This is a genomic window from Sunxiuqinia sp., assembly GCF_055140945.1.
Window position 1 is genome coordinate 136,005 of record NZ_JBSQYS010000002.1, and the last position, 23,064, is coordinate 159,068.

A 23,064-nucleotide genomic window follows, 5' to 3' on the forward strand; every position below is an offset into this window, starting at 1 on the left:
TAGTGTCTGATCTTTTAAGAAAAATTTTAAAAAGGAGAAAACTCTGTCACCCTCATCTGAATCGGATTGCGTCTTACTAATAGAAATCAATCATTCAATGAGTAATACAAATCAAGATAAGTGGGAGCTAATTTCTGGAAAACTTCATGCTGAGTTGGGTGAAGAAGAAAAGGAGAAATTTGAGGCATGGAGCAATGTTCCTGAAAATCAGAAACTACTTCAGAAAGGCCAATCGATAAAGGATGGTTTGTTCGAATCGAGAAAACTACAAAAGGCCGATAAGCAAAATTCATGGAACAGGGTTGAAAAGCTCGTTCGCAAACAAAAATTTACGATCTACTTTAAGCGGACTCTTCAGTATGCAGCTGTCCTTGTTTTTGCATTTTTAGTTGGTAACTTTTTTTCACCAATCTTCGAAACTGCTAACAATAATCAGTATGCACAAGTAGAGGTGATGTATGGTCAAACAAGCCATCTTTTTCTTTTTGATGGAACAGAGGTGTGGCTAAATGCAGGAACCACATTCAGATATCCCAAGAGTTTCAATAGCGGCTCTCGTGATGTCTCTATTGAGGGAGAAGCATTCTTTAAAGTTGCACCAAACAAACACTTACCGTTCAAAGTCAAAACCAGCAAAATGGAAGTGGAGGTACTAGGTACTTCTTTTAATGTAGCTGCTTATCGTGGCGAAGAAAATCATTCGGTCGTATTGGTCGAAGGAAAGGTGCAGATCAATAATCTTAAAGGAAAGAAAATTGGAGAAATTGCTCCTGGCCAAATTGCAGTGCAATCAAGTAGAAAACCTCTAACAGTTGCAAACACTGATCCTTATTTTTATACCAGCTGGAAAGACGGCAAGGTTGCTTTTAGTGGAGAGAAGATCAGTGATATTGCCATGCGTCTGGAACGTTGGTACAATGTGGAAATTCAGTTTGAAAAGGAAAGTCTAAAAGAATATGATTTGACAGGAACCATCTTGTTAAATAAACCTATTGAGCAAACCATTATGGCCTTGGAGTTACTAGCGCCAATAAAATTTGAAACTAAAGAGAGAGCAAATGCCAGAAGTTTAATAACCGTAATTTCAAAATAGAATAAATTAAACCATTAACAAAAAGGGGCGATGAAAGTGCTTGAGACCCATTTCACCGCCCGGAAAATAAAACAATTATTGTTTCATTAAACCTTACAAATTTATGAAAAAACAACGTGAATTCAGCGGACATACTGTACTGCTGCTAAAATTATTGCGTATTATGAAACTAACTAGTTTTTTGATGTTGGTTTTTGCGTTGAGTGTAAGTGCATCTGGTTACTCACAATCAACAAAATTAAACCTGAATGTGAAAAACGGGACATTGGTTGACGCTCTTAAACAGATCGAGGACCAGTCTGAATTTTACTTTTACTACAACAACGATGAAATTTCGTCTCTTCAAGATGTTTCAATTAGTACTGAAAATAAACAAATTCAAGACGTTCTTGATGAGTTGCTAGCTGAAACAGACCTTGAATACAAAATGATTGACCGATATATCGTTGTTAAACGCAAGCAAGGATCTGTATTTGATATGCAGTCAATGCAAACGTTGGATGTCTCCGGGGTAGTAACAAATACTTCCGGCGAAGGTATTCCCGGCGTAACCGTTGTAGTAAAAGGAACTACCAACGGAACAATTACCGATATCGATGGTAATTATGCTTTGAGAGAGGTTGCAAACGGCTCTTCTTTGGTTTTTTCTTTTATCGGGTTGAAAACAAAGGAAGTTGTTGTCGACGGGCAATCGAGATTAAATGTAACGATGGAAGAAGAAACCATAGGTTTGGATGAAGTAGTGGCTATCGGGTATGGAACAACATCTATAAAAGATGCAACGGGAGCTATTTCCTCGGTTCGTGCCGATGATTTCAATAAAGGAATGGTTGCTTCTCCCGAGCAGTTAATTCAAGGACGTTCTGCTGGTGTACAAATTACTTCAGCAAGTGGCGAACCAGGTGGAAGCATCAATATTAATATTCGTGGTACTTCATCAGTCCGAAGTGGAAATAATCCTCTTTACGTAATTGATGGTGTTGCATTGAGTGGCGATGCTGTTTCACCCGGAGGAGAAGATGTTAGTTTTGGCGGGAGTACTGCCCGAAACCCATTGAACTTTTTAAATCCAGATGATATTAAAGATATCAGTATTTTGAAAGATGCTTCAGCAACTGCCATTTATGGTTCTCGCGGAGCCAATGGTGTTGTTATTATTACAACTAAAAGTGGTAAAGGTGCCGGTGGCGGTATTGAGTATTCTTCGTCAGTTGGATTTAGTTCTATCACTAAAAAGTATGATGTACTAGGCCCCGATGAGTATTTAAGTGCAATTAATGGTTTGGGAGGAAACTCAAGTACGCTTGATGCCGGTGCAAATACCGATTGGCAAGACCAGATATTTAGAACAGGTGTTTCCCAATCTCATAACATTTCATATGGCACCGCGGATACAAAAGGAGACTACCGTGTTTCAATGAGCTATTTTGATCAGAATGGTATTGTTGAAGAAAGTAAATTAACAAGATACACGCTGCGTGTAAACGGAAACCGAAGCTTCTTTAATGACAAATTGAAATTATCCAGTCAGTTAACGGTCTCTGGTGTTGATGATCAGGGAGTTCCTATTGGAAATTCCCCCAACCATTTTGGTGATTTAATTGCATCAGCTCTTTATATGAATCCAACAGAACCGGTTTATTTAGCTGACGGCTCATACAATCAGCCATCGTTTGATCGGTTAAACCCCAAAGCCATGTTGGCATATAGTGCCGATAATACTAATACGCTTAGAGCACTCGTCAGTCTTTCTGCCGAATACCAAATCAGCAAAGACTTGAGCTTGAAGTCGATTTACGGCCGCGATCTTTCAAAGTCCGAAAGATATTATGCTTATTCTCCATTATTGTATGCCAATTATATTTTTGAAAACGGAAAAGCAGGTTTAAGTTCGGTAACGATGGATAATGGACTTTGGGAAAACTTTTTGAACTACAATAAGGAGTTTGGCGAAGTCGCTTTTACCGGTCTTTTAGGGTACTCATACCAGTATTTCGAAACAAAAACAGCATCCATGAATGCTGGTAAATTTCGCTTCGATGATCTGGATTTGATGATGAATAACTTAGCTGCCGGTGAATCAATTGTTGGAAATACAACGATGCAAAGGGATGAATTGCAATCGTATTTTGCAAGAGTAAACTTTGTAACCAAAGACAAATGGTTGTTTACAGCGACTGTTCGCGCTGATGGCTCTACCAAATTTGGAGGAAACAACCAGTATGGCTATTTTCCGTCAATGGCTTTAGGATATCGTATATCGGAAGAAGATTTTATCCCGGAGTCCATTTCAAATTTGAAGGTTAGATTAGGTTGGGGGATCCCAGGTAATCAGGAAATTCCTCACAACCTTTATTCGCAAAGACAACGCTACGGAAGTTCAACCATTGATGGTTCAGGAAACATTACTACCGGATCATTAGGAAACGTAACCTTCGCTAATCCTGATCTTAAGTGGGAAACAACAAGTCAATTTAATGCCGGTGTCGATTTCGGTTTCAATAATAATAGAATTCGCGGTTCACTGGATGTATATCAAAAAAAGACCACTGATTTATTACTTCAATTGAAAAGTGCTCAACCGGCACCCCAAGCATACTATTGGACAAATTTGGACGGAAATATTGTTAACTCAGGTGTTGAATTATCACTTTCTGCTGATGTTGTTGAAGCAAATGACTTTGACTGGGGAGTTACTGCAAACATGAGCTATAATAAAAATAAGGTTGAAGATTTGTCAACGACAATTGAAACAGGAGTATTGGACGGACAGGGACTTTCAGGTGTAACCATTCAGCGAATTACCAATGATTATCCAATGTACACCTATTACATACGGGTATTTGAGGGATTTGATGAAAACGGTATTGCTATTTACGATGGCGATAATCCTCAATTCACCGGCGATAGTCCGATCCCTAAATTTACAATGGGTTTGACCAATACGTTCAGATATAAAAACTTCGATTTCAATGTGTATTTGAACGGACAGTTCGGTCATAAGATATACAGTAACACGGCTAATGCATTTTTCTATGCAGGTAACTTGGCGATCGGACGTAACGTCACCAGCGGCATCGTTGGGAATGGAGAGGCTGCTATAAACACAGCTGACCCTTCTACTCGCTTCCTCGAAGATGGTTCATTTGTTAGGTTACAGGACGTGAGTTTAGGCTATAACGTTCCTTTCAAAAACTCTAAATACATCTCAAAACTAAGATTGTATGTAACCGGTCAAAACTTATTTGTAATTACAAATTATAGTGGACAAGACCCTGAGGTGAATGTTAATAAGGGTAGTGGTGGCGTACCTTCTATGGGTATCGACTATACAACATACCCTCGTGCAAGAACAATATTAATGGGACTTAAAGTGCAATTTTAAAACTATAATGAGATGAAAAAGAATTATAAATATATATTGATTGTTTGTGGGCTGGTGGCAGGATTTTTTATGCCAGGGTGCACTGACCTCGAAGTTGAATTTAACGATTCCTATTTTGTTGAACAATCGGATGACGGCTTTTCAGCTGTTGATGTGGCCGCCGTTTTGAACTCAGCTTACGGAAAACTTGGAGATATCGTTGGAAGTTCGTACACGGGTGTCGCTGGGTTAAATGAACCCACTTCTGATGAAATGATCATCCCGACTCGTGCAACCGACTGGGGAAATGGTGGCGTATTTCGTTTGTTGCATACGCATACCTGGGATCCGGCTCATACGTACGTCCTGGATACTTGGGATGATTTGAACGTTGGTGTTTATTATTGCACACAAATTTTAGCATCAAACCCATCTGCACAGCAGGCTGCAGAAGCAAAGACCTTAAGGGCTTATTTCATGTATCATATCATTGATTTGTTTGGTCAGGTGCCTTTTCGTGAGGTTAATCAAGGAGTTGATGAATACCCCGCGGTTTGGACTCGTTCTGCTGCTTTTGATTATGCCGTGAGTGAACTGGAATCTGCAATGGCAGATCTTCCTGACGGTGGTCCGGAATCTGCCAATCCAACTCAGGTTAGTAAAGCTTTTGCTCATGCACTGCTTGCAAAATTCTATCTAAATAAGGCTGTTTATAAGGCTGACAACCCTGCCGGCCCATACAATTTTGATGCTGCAGATATGAATAAAGTAATTGAGCATTGCGATGCGGTTGAGTCGTATGGATTTGAACTGGAAGCCAACTATTTTGACAACTTCAATCAAAACAGCAAAAAAGAGAAAATTCTGACTTACACCAGATGGTGGAATGGGATGTGGATTTGGCCTCAGCTGCACAACAGCCAGGGAGGTTGGAATGGAGCGACAACTTTAGGAAGCTTCTATGATATATTTGAAGACAACGATAACCGCTTTTACTACAACCCTGATGGAGGCATCGGATTTGGATTTTTAGCCGGTGCTCAAACAAAGAGTGATGGAACCCCTTATTTGAATCGGTCAGGGGAACCACTAGTCTATACGCGAGAGATTCTTCTTTCGGGAAATACTGATTATGCTGGAATTCGGGTATTGAAGTACGATCCGGATAGCGACGATGGTTTTGTATTGATGCGTTATGCTGATATCCGGTTGATGAAAGCTGAGGCGATTTTGCGTGGAGGGGCACCAACCGGAGGTGAAACCGCGCAGAGTATTGTTGACGAATTAAGAACCATTCGTGGTGCCAGTAGTATCTCTGTAAATATTGATATGATGCTGGATGAAAGAGGTCGTGAATTGTATTGGGAAGGAATGCGTAGGACGGATCAAGTTCGTTTTGAAACCTTTACAAAAACAACCTGGGAAAATAAATCGGTGATGGATGATAACATGGTGCTGTTCCCAATTCCACAGCGTGCGATGGATTCCAATCCGAATTTCACACAAAATGCAGGTTACAAATAGACTATTATTGACTAATTTACACAAATACTAAATTTTGGGAATCTCTAATTCATTAGAGATTCCCAATTCGTTTATTGCAATTAGTGTTAAAAAAATTTAGGAAGATAAATTTTCGGATAATATTTTTTAATTAGCACAGCATAGGTACAAAAAGATGCTTATGAAAACGTTTTCATCTTTGGTTCTGGCTCTGTATCTTTACAGCTTGAGTTTGTCTAAAACTTATCGTGAATCAGCAGGAGCAGTTCGTTTTTAAGAAGTGCAATGCGATTTTAGCATAGGGGTAACTCAACTATAGTTGTTTATAGAGTAAAGTATTCTATCAAATTAGTTTAATCGATTTTTATCAACTTCGAAAACGGTAATATATCCATAGTTATGATTTTATTCTTCCGAAAAAAGTTAACTCTTACAATCCTATCTCTCTTTAGTTTATGCGTTTCAGCTCAACAAACTGAAACAAAATACCTTTCAGGAACTGGTTGCGACCATACCATTGATTGGCAGTTCTATTGTACCGATGGTATCGGGTCGGGTGAGTGGACAACCATACCCGTTCCGTCGAATTGGGAGCTTCAGGGATTTGGTGAATACAATTATGGGCACGTCAAAGAAGACGAACGCGCCAATGAAAAGGGCTTGTACAAATATGAATTTTCGGTTCCGGCAGACTGGAAGCAACAACAGGTCAATATTGTTTTTCAAGGCTCGATGACCGATACAGAAGTGAAAATTAATGGAAAATTAGCCGGGCTGGTTCATCAGGGAGCTTATTATGAGTTTCGTTACGATATCAGCAAATTGCTGAAGTATGGGCAATCAAACTTATTGGAGGTTACAGTCGCCAAGCTTTCAGAGAATGAATCGGTCAATAAAGCCGAACTGCATGGCGATTACTGGATTTTTGGAGGAATTTTTCGGCCTGTATTTTTGGAGGCCAAACCCAAAGAAAATATAGAACGCGTAGCCATTGACGCAAAAGCTGATGGCAGTTTTACGGCTGATGTTTTTCTGAAAAACAGTCCGAAAGATGGAGAATTGCGAGCGCAAGTTTTCACCCTTGACAATCAAAAGATCGGGGAACCTTTTCATGTGCCGGTTTCGAAAGGGGTCGAAAAAGTTAGAGTTCAATCCAAATTGGAAAATATTGAAAGCTGGAACCCGGAAGATCCGAATTTATATCAGGTAAAATTTGAGTTGGCTTCAAAAGGAAAAACGATTCACGAAACAACGACTCGTTTTGGATTCCGGACGGTTGAGGTTCGTCAGCGCGATGGCATTTATGTAAATGGTGTAAAAGTGAAATTCAAAGGCGTAAACCGCCACACATTTCGGTCAACATGCGGACGTGCGTCAAGTAAGGCATTGAGCATAGAAGATGTTGAACTGATTAAGTCGATGAATATGAATGCCGTGCGCATGTCGCATTATCCACCCGATTCTCACTTTTTGGATGTTTGCGACTCCCTTGGGCTGTTTGTGTTAGATGAGCTGGGCGGATGGCATGGCAGCTACGATGATGTGGTAGGGCCGAAACTGGTCAAAGCAATGGTAACGCGCGATGTGAATCATCCTTCGATTGTGATGTGGGACAACGGGAATGAAGGCGGCCATAATCCGAATTTTGATTCTTTGTTTGCACAATACGATATTCAAAAGCGAGTGGTTATTTACCCTTGGATGGAGCACAATGGAATAGCAACGCAGCACTATCGCGGTTATAATTACGGTGCCGGAACATTTTGGAACGGCTCGCTAATTACATTGCCTACCGAATTTTTGCACGGAATGTATGACGGAGGCCATGGAGCCAGCTTGTATGATTATTGGGAATATATTTGGAACAAACCCAAGGCAGCAGGTGGGTTCCTCTGGGATTTGTTAGATCAGGGAATTTTACGAACCGACAAGGACGGCGAAGTGTACGACACTGACGGTAATCATGGTGCCGACGGTATTTTGGGGCCAAAGCTGGAGCGTGAAGGTAGCTATTTTGCCATCAAAGAAATTTGGTCGCCGGTTCAACTGGAAGATCGTGAAATTACTGCTCAATGGGATCAAAAAATAGAAATAGAAAACCGCTACATATACACGAATCTAAAAACATGTTCTTTTAGTTATCAACTGGTGAAACTGCCGTTACCACCGGAAGAGGCAGAACCGGAGGAAGTGAACGGAAATATTCCATCTCCGGATTTAGCGCCCGGAAGAAAGGGGACTCTTGAGATTCCGGTACCAGCCAATTGGGTTAAATACGATGTGCTTTACATCACGGCTACTGATCAGTATGGGAAGGAACTTTATACCTGGAGTTACCCGCTGGTGATTCCGGCAGATATTGTTGCGGAATTAATGACTACAGCTACCAGCAATTCGGATTTGTCTTTCACTGAAATTGCTGATTTGCTTCGAATTAATGCTGGAGAAATTGAGTTTTTAATTGGAAAAAATGACGGCATGTTAAAGAAAGTAACTAATGCCAGAGGGGAAATTCCATTCCACAGCGGACCTGAAATCAGCGCCGGGGTTACCGCCTTTAAAAGTCTTACAACAAAAACTTATAAGGATAGTTTGACCGTTACTTCTTTGTTTGAAACTGAAAAATCAGATTCATCTCGCATGAAAGAGTTCACCTGGACTTTCTACCGAAATGGCTGGGCAAAGCTGCACTTGTATTATACCTCGCCGCAGTACGATAAGGATTTCGATTACATGGGCGTTAACTTTAGCTATCCCGAAGAACTAGTTGAGGGAGTTAAATGGTTGGGAAGTGGTCCTTACCGGGTATGGAAAAACCGTATGCACGGAGTCGAATTCGGAATTCATCAGAAAGACTATAACAACACTATCACAAGTGTTAGTCCAATTATTTATCCTGAGTTTAAAGGCTACCATGCCAATTTGTATTGGGCAAAAATCGAGTCAACAGAACAATCCTTTAAGGTGGCTACTTCAACTGACAATGTCTTCCTGAGGTTATATACCCCTGCGCAACCTGATCCATTCGATCCACGTGTTGTTCCAGCTTTCCCCGAAGGAGATATTTCTTTTATGCAGGCCATTCCAGCTATTGGATCAAAAACTAACGAACCCTCGAACCTGGGGCCATCGGGCCAAAAGAATAAGTTTTTTGATTACGGACCATTCGATGACTGGCGGATTCGAAGCCAGCAAATGACACTTTATTTCAACTTCTCAACAAACCAATAAACGAACAACACAATGAATCAATCAATTCTTCATCCTTTAGCGAACAAATATTTTCTCGTTATCACAATCGCTCTGCTATCTTTTGCATGTGGGCAAACCAAAAAAGTTACTCTTGTTTCAAAGCAGCAAAATAGCCGGGAGGAATATGCTGTTCAAAAATTAAACAGTGCACTTACTGCTGAAGGCTACCAAGTGCAGATTGCAACAAGCCCGGTAAATGAAGAGGACACAAGACAAATCGTGGTGGGTAATTTAGGAGACGATATTTTTGAAACTAGTCATATTCAGCAGCCAGATTCGCTATCGGCAGAAGGGTTTATTATCAGTACTTCAGCTCAAAATATTTACGTGGCGGGAGCAGGTACCAGTGGAACGCTTTATGGTTGTATTGAGCTAATTGACCGACTAAAATCGACTGGTGAATTGCCTGAGAAATTGAATCTTGTAGATCAACCGGAAATGGTGATGCGAGGAACGTGTATTGGTCTTCAAAAGACAGAATACTTGCCGGGTCGCACGGTTTACGAATATCCATATACGGAAGAGAGTTTTCCATGGTTTTACGACAAGGAGCTTTGGACTGAGTATTTAGACATGTTGGTCGAAAACCGCTACAATTCACTTTACTTGTGGAATGGCCACCCTTTTGCCTCCTTGGTGAAATTGGAGGACTACCCATATGCCGTCGAGGTTGATGAGGAAACGTTCAAAAAGAACGAAGAGGTATTTGCATTTTTAACCGAAGAGGCCGATAAACGCGGAATCTGGGTGATTCAAATGTTCTACAATATTATTGTTTCAAAACCTTTTGCTGAAAAGCATGATATAAAAACACAGGAACGCAGCCGACCAATTACTCCGGTTATTGCAGACTACACCCGAAAATCGATTGCTGCCTTCATTGAAAAATATCCGAATGTAGGCTTATTGGTGACTTTGGGAGAGGCAATGCACACAATTGATGATGACGTAGAATGGTTCACCAAAACCATTATTCCCGGAGTACAAGACGGACTGAAAGCGCTCGGAATTAAAGAGGAACCGCCGATTGTTTTACGTGGACATGATACGGATGCGAAACGTGTGATGGAAGCTGCCTTGCCTATTTATAAGAATTTGTACACGACTTTCAAATACAATGGAGAATCGCTTACAACTTACGAGCCGCGCGATGACTGGTCGTCTATTCCAACAGCATTAAGTGAGCTCGGTTCGGTACATATTTCGAATGTGCACATTTTGGCAAACCTGGAGCCTTTTCGTTACGGATCACCCGATTTTATTCAGAAAAGCGTTCAGGCCATGCATGAAAAGCAGGGAGCCAACGGGCTTCATTTGTATCCTCAGGCTTCATATTGGGATTGGCCTTATACGGCAGATAAAACCGATCCTCGCTTACTTGAAATCGAGCGTGATTGGATTTGGTATCAGGCGTGGGCACGATATGCTTGGCAAGCCGATAGAGAGCGAGCCGACGAAGTGACTTACTGGAGCTCCAATCTAGGCAATTTTTATGGTACATCTGAGGGAGAAAATATCCTGGAAGCTTATGAGCAAATAGGGGAAATTGCTCCGAAGTTACTGCGAACTTTCGGAATATCAGATGGGAATCGTCAAACCCTGTTGTTGGGAATGTTTATGGGGCAGTTGGTTAATCCATACAAATATCATGTTTATGAAAACTTTTTGACGTCAAATGGGCCAGTTGGTGAGATACTGATAGATTATGCCGAAAAAGAGTGGAAAGGCGAGAAACATGTTGGCGAAACACCTCCGCAAATTATAAACGAGGTTTTGACTCACGCTAGTGCTGCTGTTGAAGCGATAGAGACCGCTGCATCGTCAATCGAGAAAAATGAAGCAGAATTTGAACGACTGAAAAACGACGTCTACTGTTATGAAGCTTTTGCCAAATTTTTTGCTGAGAAAGAAAAAGCAGCAGAATTGGTGTTGCGCTATCAGTATTCTGACGATATTGATGATTTAGAAAAAGCCTTGCCACATCTTGAAAAAAGCATTGACCACTTTAACGATTTGGTGAAATTGACTGATGACAGTTACTTATACGCGAACAGCATGCAGACAGCTCAGCGAAGGATTCCTATTACCGGGCGGGATGGAAAGAACAAAACATGGAAAGAGTTGCTTCCACATTACCAGGATGAATTGGAAAATTTCAGAAGAAACCTGAATATGCTGAAATCAGAAAGTGGACAAGTTTCAATGAATTTTGAAGCATACAAGCCGGCTGAAGTCACTGTTTTAAATAAAGATACTAAACGCTATTCTTTAACAAAGGGACAGCAAGTATACACCGATAACTCAGCAAAAATCAAAGAAGTTGCCCCTGAGTTAGAGAATTTGTCAGGTGTTCGTTTTTCCGATGAAGAACAACAAGACAAAGGCACTGTCTTACGGTTTAAAACCGAAGAACCTGTGAAGGTTTTAGTCGGGTATTTCAATACCAATTCATACAGTACTTTGAAACCTCCAACATTGGAAACCAATGCGCAAGCCAATGATCGAGGGCAGGCAGATATAAAAATAGCGAATGCTATGTTGATCCCCGGCTTATATCCGGTTAATATTTATTCTTATCGCTATGAAGCCGGAGAATATGAGTTAGTCTTGGGAAAAGGACGTGTCCTCGTGCTTGGCTTTATCAATGGCGAAACGAATATACCAATACATGATGCCGGAGTTGGAGTAGAAGGAGAGGCCTCTGTAGATTGGTTGTTTTACTAGAATTTAATGGCAATGAATTTAGAGATTGGATGTGGATTGGTAAGTGAAAAGAAGGTAGATATCGGGCAGAAAGCGAAACAAAAACCAAATGAAAAGAATCAGAATTTATTAAAACCATAGAACGATGAGTCAAAAACAAAAATGTACAATTTTCTTATCCCTCGCTTTGCTAATTCTGTTTTCCGTTGGAGGGCGGGCTCAACAGGTTTTTTACGTTGCGCCAGATGCAGACGAAAAAGGAGCCGGAACTCTCGAAGCTCCCTTTAACTCAATAGCTCAGGCGATGGAAGCTGTCGCTAACGAAAATGTGAGTATGAAGGAAGATATTGTGGTCTATCTGAGAGGAGGAAACTATTCCTTAGTGACGCCCATCGTATTCCGACAAAAAGACTCGGGCATGAATGGTCACACGGTAATCTATAAAGCTTATCGTGATGAAAAACCAATGCTAAGCGGAGGTGTCAAAGTTTCCGGATGGGAGAATGTTGAGGGACACATCTACAAAGCCAAATTGGATCGGGATACCAAGCTAAGATCGTTATTTGTCAACGGCAAGAGAAAACATATGGCTGGAACGGATATACCCGTCAGTGGACTTGGAAACTGGGGGGAATTTGAAGTTCAGGGAAATGAACCATGGGCGTTTGGCGCAGGATCTGCCATTGATGGGATAAAATTTGCTACCGAAGATATCAAACGGTATGAGAATCCTGAAGACGTTGAATTGGTTCAGTTTAACGTATGGACTGAGAAAATACTCTGCGCAAGAGAAATTGAGCAATTTGGAGATACGTCAGTTATCAAACTACAACAACCGTATGGCGCTATTGCTACCTCTATGGCTTGGGCGGGTGCAATTAATTATGAAAAAGATTTTGTCATTCGAAATGCCTTTGAGTTATTGGATTCTCCCGGTGAGTTTTATTTTGACCGTAAAAAGAACGAGCTTTATTATTACAGCGATGGTGAAGATATGGCCACGGCAGAAGTTATTGCACCTACTGCTGAAGGGCTGATTCGAATTGAAGGAGATTCAAAAGAGTCACGAGTGAGAAATATCCGATTTGAGGGAATTACCTTTTCATACGACCATTGGCCGTTAATGAAAGTGGCAGGCTCTCACGGATTTGCAGGCATTCAGAGCTTGGGGTTAGCCGTCAGGTATGTTCCAGGAGGAAACTGGCATCCCACAAAGTACAACAGCACAGATGTTCCGAGAGGCAGTGTTCAAGTCGAAAACGCTGAGAATATTTCGTTTGTCCGAAACAGGTTTGAAGCAATAAGTTCAGCGATTGCAATCAATTTGGTTAATGATGTCAAAAACAGCAAAGTTGAAGGGAATTATTTCAATGACTTGCTTGGTAATGCAGTAAGTATTGGTTATCCCCAACACTATGAGATAGGAGAAGAACCTGAATCCGCTGAAAGTGCAGAGAGTGTAAGAATGAATCCTAAGTCTTCCCGGGAGATGAGAGGTCCGGTAGGCGTCAACCTGGTTAGTGGTCTTCATGATAGTCAGGTGGAAGCTGATTACGATAACAACCCGTCCGGGAGAGTGGAGGATAAACGCACCCAGCAACATTATAGGGCAGGGGTGGAAGGGCTCTGCGAATACATCACAGTAGCCAACAACTACATCCGAAATATTAGTCTGGATTTCAGACAAGTGGAAGCAATCACTTCTTTTTTTGTAGCCAATACGATTATTGAACACAACGACATTGCAGGAACACCTTATGGAGCAATTACTTGTGGTTGGTGGTGGGGAAATGCAGAAATTCCGGCCTCAAAGGTTGCAAAAGATAATAGCATCCGTTATAACAAAGCAGGAGATACCCATCAGGTACTCGACGACGGGGGAATTATTTATATGCTTGGAGAACAGCCAGGTTCCAGAATTGAAGGTAATTACGTTTTTAATGGTCCCAGGTGTATTTATCCCGATGACGGATCAGCCTATTTGACTATTACGCAGAATGTAGTTTATAACCCTAGCTATAAGTGGATGTGGCTTCACTTCTGGACTAAAAGGTGCCATGATAATGTGGTGTTTGATAACTACGTCAAGAATAATCTACTTATGGATAATGGAACAAACAATACCATTGAGAACACTCATTCATATCGAGAAGAAGAATTCTCCGGAGAGGCACTTAATATTATTGATAACGCCGGAATAGAGGAAGAGTATAAAAATATTATACCGGAATCAGAGCCACAAAAAATTAATATTTATCCGGAAGATTTTAAGGAAGGTGATGTTTTTCATTAGACAGATAGTGAAATCTCAGAGAAAGACGATAGACTATTTTTTGATGAAACAAACCAACGATCAACTTTTGATTTTATGGATTTTGATCCGGCAATTTTTGGAAAGGAAACGTTGCAGAAGGCTTGGACTCCAGTTTTATTAAAGATATAGTTTGAGGCAACTTATTGATGACAGGTAGGAAGTTTAACATACGATTACCCGATGCGCAGGCTACAAAAGTTAGTCCGGTGAAGTCTACTGATTTCGATTTTGAGACATACGAATCCTATGTAGCTGACTTAAATCACTATTGTGCTAATTTTTGGAAGCAAGATTCGGGAGTCCTTGTACATCGAAGGATGCGTGTTGGTGAATGCTTTTCCTATGGTTGTAGCAATATGCAACGTTCGCTCGAACTTCAGTTGGGGGCGTTGGAAAAAAGTATGTTATTTAAGGCTGATGTTCCTAATTTTCTGGAACCGTGGTATGGCATTGGTACTATCGCAAGCGCGTATGGAGGGGAATATATTTGGAATGAAGGAAATGCCCCGGCTATGAAACCACGATTTTCTACTATTGATGAAGTCTTGGCTTTTGAACCAATTGAAGTTTCAAAAACACCCATTGGTCGGCATACATTGAACATGATTGAATACTTCATGGATCAAACATCTGGAAGACTTCCGATTTCTTTTACCGACACACAATCTCCATTAAATATGATTGGTCATTTGTACCCACTTGATCAGTTTTTTATGGATGTTTTGATTGAGCCTAATAAAGTTCAGCAATTATTTGACCGTCTTGCTGATCTTTCCATTTGCTTTAATCAGGAACAACAAAAGTTAATTGGTAGCGCTTTGGCATTGCCTGGTCATGGATTTGCCTCTTCAACAGCGTGGAGTGGTTTAGGTGTGAGTGATGATAATGCGATCATGATTTCACCTGATCAGTATGCTGAAATTGCCGCTCCTTCGGTAGCGAAAATCTGTACTCCATTCGGCGGAACTGTTTTCCATTCGTGTGGAGATTGGTCAAACTGGGTAGGAGCTGTACTCAAGTTGAAAGGATTGAAGATGGCTGATGGAGCTTTTTCTGCAGAAACTGATCCTGGAGCAACGGATAATCTGGAAGCATTCAAGCAATTCGCGAATACAAATATTGCATTGAATGCGAGGATTGTGGGAGATTTGGAGACCATCCAAAAGCAAGTGTCGAGACTTTGGACTCCTGGTCTGAAACTGATTGTTGTAACCTATTGCGACACACCCGAAGAGCAAGAAAATGCATATGAATTAATTCATGAAATATGTTGTTAGTTTACAACATTACACAAAAAATAGATGTATTTCATTCGTTGACTTTTTCACCTAACTACTTAGCGTTGCGATTTTTTATATTTCCCGGGACTGATTCCGATACGTTGCGAAAAAATGGAAGTAAAATGTTGGAGTGAGGAAAAACCACAAGCAAAGGCAATGTCCGATAAGCTTTCGTCATCTTTCATTAACTCAATTGCTTTTTCAATTTTTAGGTTGATGATGTAGCTGTTCGGTGGATAGCCAGACACCTCTTTAACTTCATTGGTGAATTTAGTTTTTCCCATTCCAAACTGATGCGCTAAATCGTCAATAACCCACTTTTTATTCAAGTCCGCATTTATTATTTGGTTGAGCTTTTCAATAAAACTATCCTCGTGCTCTGTCTTTTGTTTTCTGAAGGAAAGGTTCCGATGTAAATCGATAAAAAGATTTTCAATAATATTACCAACCATAATTTCAAAGCCACTTTGCTGGGTCGTCAGTTCTTTCTTTAATTCCACAAAGTACTTTTTGAAAATTTTAGCCTTTTTAATAACGATGGCACCTTCGTGAATCAATAGATGCCCCAAACTTTCCTGGAACTCTTTCGATAGTTTTGTCCAGGTACCAAGCTGAAGGGGCGTGCTTTCAGAATACTGTTCGGGCTTAATTACAATCCAGGTGATTTCGCCAATATCCATTTTCCCGGCAGGGCTTCCGTTTAGTTGCCAGGGAGTTGTTATCGAAAGGTTATCGGGTAAAAGTTCAATTTCCGTTCCTTCAACTACCCATTTGTATTTCCCACTGTTCACAAAATGAATTTCAATACCGTCATTTAAGTGAGGTAGCATGGTTGCGTCCATTCTTACCTTTGAAAATTTCATACTCCCATACTGCCTGATATAAGGAGTTGCATTTAACGGGCCTGGATTATCTTTGTGCCACCAGATTCCTTGGTTTCCACTTTTCTTTTTCGGGTTGAATGTATTGGATGGTGTTAAATTTTCCATGTGAAAGCGATTAGGAATTGGGTCTTTTTAGCCTCCTGTTTTCAGGCCGATCATTCAAAAATAAGAAAAAAATTTATAGAATCGACCGTCGATTGAAAATGGCATTTTATTTTTATTAAAATTCAGATATTTGATTTCGGATTACAATTATTATTGATCTGGTATTTAGAGAAATAGAATTGGACGGATTGTGATTTGAATAAGAAAAACTAACTAATGACTAAAATGATAGGATTGAACTGATTATTTCGACAATAATTTACTGCTGTCATTTATTCGCTAAAAAATAATTTTTGATGAAACAAACCAACTATCAGCTTTTTGATTTTATGGATTTCGATCCGGCAATGTCTGGAAGGGAGACTTTGTGGAAGGCTTGTGCTCCGGTATCATTGGAGGTTGATGGAACAGATGTGGTGTTCGAAATTCCGTTTCAGAAACAAAAAGTTTCGAACGATATTGAACCAGATAAAGAAACTCCACGAAAAATTTATTCGCTTCGAATCCGTGCCTACGGATCAAATATCCTTCGGTTAGCTATTGGTTTCGAAGCAGCTGCCATGCCCGATTCCGTGATGTTGAATATGCATCCGGAGCTCCAGCTTAATCCACTTCATGTTGAAAAAACGGACCAAGAATGGCTAATTAAGGATGCTCGTGGAGTTTTGAAAGCTTCATTAAATCGTCGTCCGATTGAATTGGATTTTTGGAGCGATTTGGTTCCGGCACCGGAAGAAACTCTTGATTTGACGCTGTATCCTGATGGAATAAAGGAAGTTAAATTAAGTGCTTACGATCAGTTCTTTCCGGCGCGGCACGATGCCTATGCATTAGCCGTTGTTGAAGAGAATGGTAAATTCGATCGAACAACCCTGTCTTTTCTCGTGGAGCCTGATGAGAAATTTGTCGGTTCAGGCGAACGGTTCTCCAAATTGGATTTGTCAGGACAAACGTTTCAGCTAAAAAATCAGGACGGGCAGGGAGTCAATAATCGACGGACTTATAAGAATGTCCCGTTTTTAATGTCCAGTCGAATGTATGGGATATTCATGCATACTTCGGCTCACGGGAAATTATCAGTAGCCGATCATTCTACTCGCTCGGTGCAATTGCTGGTTGAAGAGCCGGCGATGGATGTTTTTCTGATTGGAGGAGATCAGCCCGAAGAAATTTTAAAAGGCTATCGTCAACTAACAGGTTTTCCTACCATGCTCCCCAAATGGAGCTTTGGTACTTGGATGAGCCGGATGACCTATTTTTCGGAAGAGGAAGTAACTGAAATTTGTAATCGCCTGAGAAAGGAAGATTTCCCTTGCGATGTTATTCATCTGGACACCGGGTGGTTTCGTACCGACTGGTTGTGCGAGTGGAAATTTAATCCGGAACGTTTTCCTGATCCGAAACGATTTGTACAGAATTTGCGCAACGATGGCTACAAGGTAAGTTTGTGGCAAATGCCCTATATCGCTGCCGAAGCGGAGCAACTTGCCGAAGCACGCGACAATGAGTACATATGCAAAGTGAACGAAGTTAAGCAGCAGGGTGGCTCAAATTTTAGCGCATTAGATTATGTGGGCACCATCGATTTTACTTACCCAAAAGCGGTTGAATGGTATAAAGAATTGCTGAAGGAGCTACTCGAAATGGGAGTGGTTTGTATTAAAACTGATTTTGGCGAAGACATTCACATGGACGCAGATTACCATGCCATGTCGCCCGGTAAGTTGAACAATTTATATGCATTGCTTTATCAAAAAGCAGCGTACGAAATAACCAAAGAAGTAACTGGCGATGGCATTGTTTGGGCGCGTGCCGGTTGGGCTGGTTGTCAGCGTTATCCGTTACATTGGGGTGGCGACTCAGCTTGCTCGTGGGATGGATTAGCCGGTTCGTTAAAAGGAGGCTTGCATATTGGCCTCTCCGGATTTGGCTTTTGGAGTCACGATGTTCCCGGTTTTCATGGCGTGCCGAATTTTATGAACTCCGTGGTTCCTGACGATTTATACGTGCGCTGGACTCAGTTTGGCGTATTCTCGTCACACCTGCGTTATCATGGGACGTCCAAGCGTGAGCCATACGAATATCCGGCAATTTCCGGAATTGTTCGCAAGTGGCTGAAACTTCGTTACGCCTTAATTCCGTATTTGTTGGAGCAAAGTAAAAAAATAACACAAACCGGTTTCCCTGTGCTTCGGGCTTTGATCTTTCATCATCCCAAAGATAAAATGTGCTGGCATATTGATGATCAGTATTATTTCGGAGATGATTTTATGGTTGCTCCGGTTATGAATAGTGAGAATAGGCGAGATGTGTATTTGCCCGAAGGAGAATGGGTGAATCTGTTTTCAGGCGAACTTACTCAAGGTAATCGTTGGCTGAACGACTTTGAGTGCCCATTGGATGAAATGCCGGTGTGGGTGAAAGAAGGAGCACAGATTTCAGTTTATCCGCACCATGTATCCAACACTGATGAAATTGATTTAGCAAAGACCAAAAAACTCGTTTTTGCTGAAACTTACACCGGAATTGTGAATAGTATCCTGGCGGATTTATTGAAATAGAATAGGGATTGCGAAGAAAAAAATAGAAATAAAAAACAACCAATAACCAATTTCCAGAGGCACTTGAATTTGTAGGTACACCTGGAAATTGAAACTTTAAACTTAGAACTCGAAACTAAAATGAATACCTGGAAAGAAAATATAGACGAATCAAAGCAGAATTTCCTCAATTGGTGGGACCAAAAGGGAATTATTCTGAATATGTGGGAGCACCTGCAAAAAGATGGTAAGCCGCATGCTGATATATCAAAACCAGCTGATGCCAGGGATTTGAAACAATACTGGTTCGATCCGGTTTGGCGCGCTGAAAACCTCAATTACCAACTGTCGCGGAGTTCTTTTAAGGCTGATATTATGCCTATTGCTAATACGCATTTAGGGCCTGGCTCGCTGGCTGCCTTAATGGGCGCGGAACTGGAAGGAGGCGATGATACCATCTGGATCAGACACAAAGAAGGTATTGATATGAACCTGACGTTTGATGAAACTACGCCGGCCTGGAAACTGCACATGGATCTGTTGAACGAATGCAAAAAACGTTCAAATGGAAACTATTACGTTGGATGTCCCGACTTGGTTGAAGGGCTGGATGTGTTGGCCAGTATTAAAGGAACACAGGACCTGCTGATGGATATGATTATGCAGCCGGAGGAATTGGAAGTGCAACTTCAACAGGTAAACGATGTGTATTTTCAGGCTTTTAACAAAATTTACGATGTTATTCAGGAAGATGGAGAAATGGCCTACTGTTATTTCTCGATTTGGGCACCCGGAACGGTCTCTAAAGTACAGTCCGATATCTCGATTATGATTTCGGAGGAAGACTACGTTCGTTTTGTATTGCCTTACATAAAAGAACAATGCCAGAAGATTGATTATACGCTTTATCATTTGGATGGAGTGGGAGCACAACGACACCTGGACGCCATTTTGAGTATCGATGAGTTGAATGCTATTCAGTGGACTCCCGGGGTGGGCGAACCACAAGGTGGCGATCCTTGCTGGTACGATTTGTACAAGCGAATTCTTGCCGGCGGAAAATCAATTATGGCCAACTGGGTGACTTTGGATGAATTAGAGCCTTTAATTGATAATATTGGAACTGATGGCTTGCACATCAATGTCGATTTCAAATCGGAAAAAGATATTGAAGCTGCCTTAAAAATTGTAGATAAATACAAATAGAATAGGATTGGCAATTTGTTGTGGCTAACACGTATTTGGTTTATTAAACTTGAAATATTACGAAGATGTTGAAGATAGGAATTTTAGGATTGGGTGAAGGACGGAGTACAATGTCTGCTGTCCTGAATAGCGCAAAATGGGAGTTGAAAACTGTTTGCGACTTAAACATAGATTTGTGTAAGCAGCGGGCTAAAGAGTTTGATTTTCATAATTACACGACTAATTTGGAAGAGATGTTGAGTGATCCTGAGATTGATGTTGTTGGTATTTATACTCCGGATCATTTACATGCCGCGCATATAAAAATGGCGCTTTCTCATGGGAAGCATGTGGTTTGCACAAAACCATTGCTCGATGATTTGGTGGAAGCGGCGAGCTTACTGGAGTTGAGCCATAAAGTTGGCAAACGAGTATTTGTGGGGCAAAGCTCCCGCTTTTTTGAGCCGATGAAAAAGCAACGACTTGATTTTGAAAATGGAGCAATAGGAGAGCTTGTTACTGTTGAGGCTCACTATAATGCCGACCACCGTTGGTTTTTAGGCAAAGGTTGGTCGTTGCAGGATAGTTTCAAGTGGTTGTTTGGAGGATTGAGCCACCCGGTAGACTTTATCCGTTGGTACTTGCCCGAAATTGAAGAAGTGATGGGCTATGGCATGTTAAGTCCGAATGGGGTAGCAGGAGGATTGAAAAACCAAGATACCATGCACTTTATTTTTAAAGCCAAAGATGGACGTATTGCACGAGTAAGTGGATCGTATTCAGGCCCGGTTCAACCGGCAATTCGCGAGAGTGAAATGAGCTGTGTTCTTCGCGGAACGGAAGGTTGCAGCCAGGGCGACTACATGGATTTGCGATACACCATTGCTGATAAAAATGGGGAGGACAAGCAAATCACATTTGATGATCAGCTGAAGTACTATTTTCGGTTTGAAGGAAAAAGCCACCACGCTGGTGAATACAATAATTATTTGGAGCATTTTGCCGATAGTATTGAAAAAGACTTCATTGCCTATCCGGATTTAAAAGAAGGAGTTGGAACAGTGGCTTTGTTGAAAACCATGGAGAAAACCCTGGCTTCGGGAAAGCCGGAGAAAGTACAAGATACCATTGACGAATATGGCCTTACGTCATTTCTGAATCCATAACATTTCGAATAATAATCTAAAAATAAACACAATGAGTACAATTATTACCAATGAGCAGATTGAGCAGTATAAGCGAGACGGCTTTGTGATTTTGCGTAACGTAATTTCGCAGGAGATGATTCAAAAGATCCAGGGTGAATGTGAACGCTTCATCAAGGAAAAAGATGCTGAAATGGACGCCAAGGGGGTTGAAGTTGATGAGATCAACCACAAAGGGAAAAGGTATTTCATTGCGATGAAAAACAAATCAAGCCAACCGATGCAGGAGCTTTTGTTTGGAAAAGAAATGGAAGAAATTACCCGAAGTATTTTGGGTGATGATGTGTATCTGTTTCTAGAACAATATGTGGTAAAAGCTGCCGATAAGGGGATGAAATTTGCCTGGCATCAGGATTCAGGATATGTGAAAGAAAAGCATAACCCGTATTTGTCGTGCTGGTTGCCATTGGACGATGTAAACGAAGAGAACGGAACCGTATATTTATTAACTTACGACGAAGCCGGAACAAAAGAACGGATTGATCATACTCTTGAGGCTGGAACAAACGATATGATCGGATATGCTGGAGATAATCCCGGAGTTCCGGCAGTACTGAATAAAGGAGATATTGCACTTTTCTCAAGTGTTTGCTTTCACCGAAGTGGATCGAACAACACCGATAAATCCAGAAGAGTGCTGCTGATGCAATATTCTGATCAGCCCATTTTAAAGGATGATGGAAGCCCGCTTTATCTTGTTGATCCATTCGTAGTAAATGGTAAATTACAAAAGTAGAAGTATGATGATTAAAAATACGAATGATGGAACTCAAAAACAGCCTTATTTAAGACTGGATCTAAACTATGGAAATTGTAGCGATCTGCCTTCGTTTTCGGCAGGTCCTCGCGGCAACGATGAGGAAAAACACAATGCCATAAAAGCAGCCGGATATGCAGGTGTGCAAGATGGCGATCCTGATTTATGTAAGAAGCTGGGGCTGGAACTAACCGCGCATGCTCGGATTAACAAGGTAGGTGAGCTGGATGATCTGTTTCCAAAGTGGAAAAAGGAAAACTTCAATTGCGCCACCCTGCATGTTGGTTGGGGAATGGAAAGCGATAAGGAGATCGATGAGCTGGTTCAATATGTATTGGATATGTCAGTAAAAAATGACTTCCCAATTTATTTTGAAACCCACCGGTCGACCATTACACAGGATATGCAGCGAACAGTTGAACTCATCAAGCGATTCCCCGAGATTCGTTTTAATGGGGATTTTTCGCATTGGTACACCGGGCAGGAAATGGTGTACGGCGGAATTGAAAACAAGTGGGATTTCATCGCTCCGGTTTTCGATCGTGTTCGATTTATTCATGGTCGTATTGGAAACCCTGGTAGTATTCAGGTTGATATTGCCGATGGTAAAAACCAGATTTATGTCGACCATTTTAAAGAGATGTGGACACGTGCTTTCGCCGGATTTCTGAAAACGGCGAAACCTGGCGACTACCTCTGCTTTACGGTTGAATTGTTGCAAGCTGATATCTTCTATGCTCGGCAAATTCAAAATGCGCAGGGAGAATGGGTTGAAGAGGGTGACCGTTGGCAACAAGCTTTGCTTTACGGGCAAATTGCCAAAGAGTGCTGGAAAGAAGCCCAAAAAAGAATTGGATAATTAATTAAACGAATAAAATA

At 41.2% G+C, this 23,064-nt stretch carries 13 protein-coding genes; 12 read left to right on the forward strand and 1 reads right to left on the reverse strand.

Annotated elements, in window-relative coordinates; genetic code table 11:
- Window positions 1-97 precede the first annotated feature (97 nt).
- From ACTB00_RS01335 to ACTB00_RS01365, 7 genes are all read left to right on the forward strand, one after another.
- Window positions 98-1,093 (forward strand): FecR family protein, encoded by a 996-nt coding sequence (locus ACTB00_RS01335; RefSeq protein WP_463298149.1) that lies wholly within the window; start codon window positions 98-100, stop codon window positions 1,091-1,093.
- Between the two features lie 103 nt (window positions 1,094-1,196).
- Window positions 1,197-4,478, forward strand: a complete 3,282-nt coding sequence (locus ACTB00_RS01340; protein ID WP_463298150.1) for a TonB-dependent receptor — start codon at window positions 1,197-1,199, stop codon at window positions 4,476-4,478.
- 12 nt (window positions 4,479-4,490) lie between these two features.
- Window positions 4,491-5,981, forward strand: coding sequence for a RagB/SusD family nutrient uptake outer membrane protein (locus tag ACTB00_RS01345; protein WP_463298151.1), 1,491 nt, complete (start codon window positions 4,491-4,493; stop codon window positions 5,979-5,981).
- Window positions 5,982-6,359: 378 nt separating this feature from the next.
- Entirely contained in the window at window positions 6,360-9,191 is a 2,832-nt protein-coding gene (locus tag ACTB00_RS01350) for a glycoside hydrolase family 2 protein (protein ID WP_463298152.1), read from the forward strand.
- 12 nt (window positions 9,192-9,203) lie between these two features.
- The gene (locus ACTB00_RS01355; protein ID WP_463298153.1) at window positions 9,204-11,936 is read left to right on the forward strand and encodes an alpha-d-galacturonidase; all 2,733 of its coding nucleotides are present in this window, start codon (window positions 9,204-9,206) and stop codon (window positions 11,934-11,936) included.
- Window positions 11,937-12,060: 124 nt separating this feature from the next.
- Window positions 12,061-14,208, forward strand: a complete 2,148-nt coding sequence (locus ACTB00_RS01360) for a right-handed parallel beta-helix repeat-containing protein (protein WP_463298154.1) — start codon at window positions 12,061-12,063, stop codon at window positions 14,206-14,208.
- A 167-nt stretch (window positions 14,209-14,375) separates the two neighbouring features.
- Complete coding sequence (locus tag ACTB00_RS01365) at window positions 14,376-15,506, forward strand: uroporphyrinogen decarboxylase family protein (RefSeq protein WP_463298155.1); 1,131 nt, start codon at window positions 14,376-14,378, stop codon at window positions 15,504-15,506.
- 59 nt (window positions 15,507-15,565) lie between these two features.
- Here the strand turns inward: ACTB00_RS01365 and ACTB00_RS01370 are convergent, their stop codons facing one another.
- Complete coding sequence (locus ACTB00_RS01370) at window positions 15,566-16,498, reverse strand: AraC family transcriptional regulator (RefSeq protein ID WP_463298156.1); 933 nt, start codon at window positions 16,496-16,498, stop codon at window positions 15,566-15,568.
- A gap of 296 nt (window positions 16,499-16,794) precedes the next feature.
- Between ACTB00_RS01370 and ACTB00_RS01375 the strand changes: the two genes are divergently transcribed.
- The 5 genes from ACTB00_RS01375 to ACTB00_RS01395 all read left to right on the forward strand — a co-directional run bounded on the left by ACTB00_RS01375 (window position 16,795) and on the right by ACTB00_RS01395 (window position 23,044).
- Window positions 16,795-19,059 carry a glycoside hydrolase family 31 protein gene (locus ACTB00_RS01375; protein ID WP_463298157.1) on the forward strand — a complete coding sequence of 755 codons (2,265 nt, stop codon included), beginning with the start codon at window positions 16,795-16,797 and terminating at the stop codon, window positions 19,057-19,059.
- Between the two features lie 120 nt (window positions 19,060-19,179).
- Window positions 19,180-20,244 carry a hypothetical protein gene (locus ACTB00_RS01380; RefSeq protein WP_463298158.1) on the forward strand — a complete coding sequence of 355 codons (1,065 nt, stop codon included), beginning with the start codon at window positions 19,180-19,182 and terminating at the stop codon, window positions 20,242-20,244.
- Between the two features lie 65 nt (window positions 20,245-20,309).
- Window positions 20,310-21,389, forward strand: coding sequence for a Gfo/Idh/MocA family protein (locus ACTB00_RS01385; RefSeq protein ID WP_463298159.1), 1,080 nt, complete (start codon window positions 20,310-20,312; stop codon window positions 21,387-21,389).
- A gap of 31 nt (window positions 21,390-21,420) precedes the next feature.
- Window positions 21,421-22,164 carry a phytanoyl-CoA dioxygenase family protein gene (locus tag ACTB00_RS01390; RefSeq protein ID WP_463298160.1) on the forward strand — a complete coding sequence of 248 codons (744 nt, stop codon included), beginning with the start codon at window positions 21,421-21,423 and terminating at the stop codon, window positions 22,162-22,164.
- Window positions 22,165-22,168: 4 nt separating this feature from the next.
- On the forward strand, window positions 22,169-23,044 hold the full coding sequence (locus tag ACTB00_RS01395) for a hypothetical protein (protein ID WP_463298161.1): 876 nt from the start codon (window positions 22,169-22,171) through the stop codon (window positions 23,042-23,044).
- Window positions 23,045-23,064 lie beyond the last annotated feature (20 nt).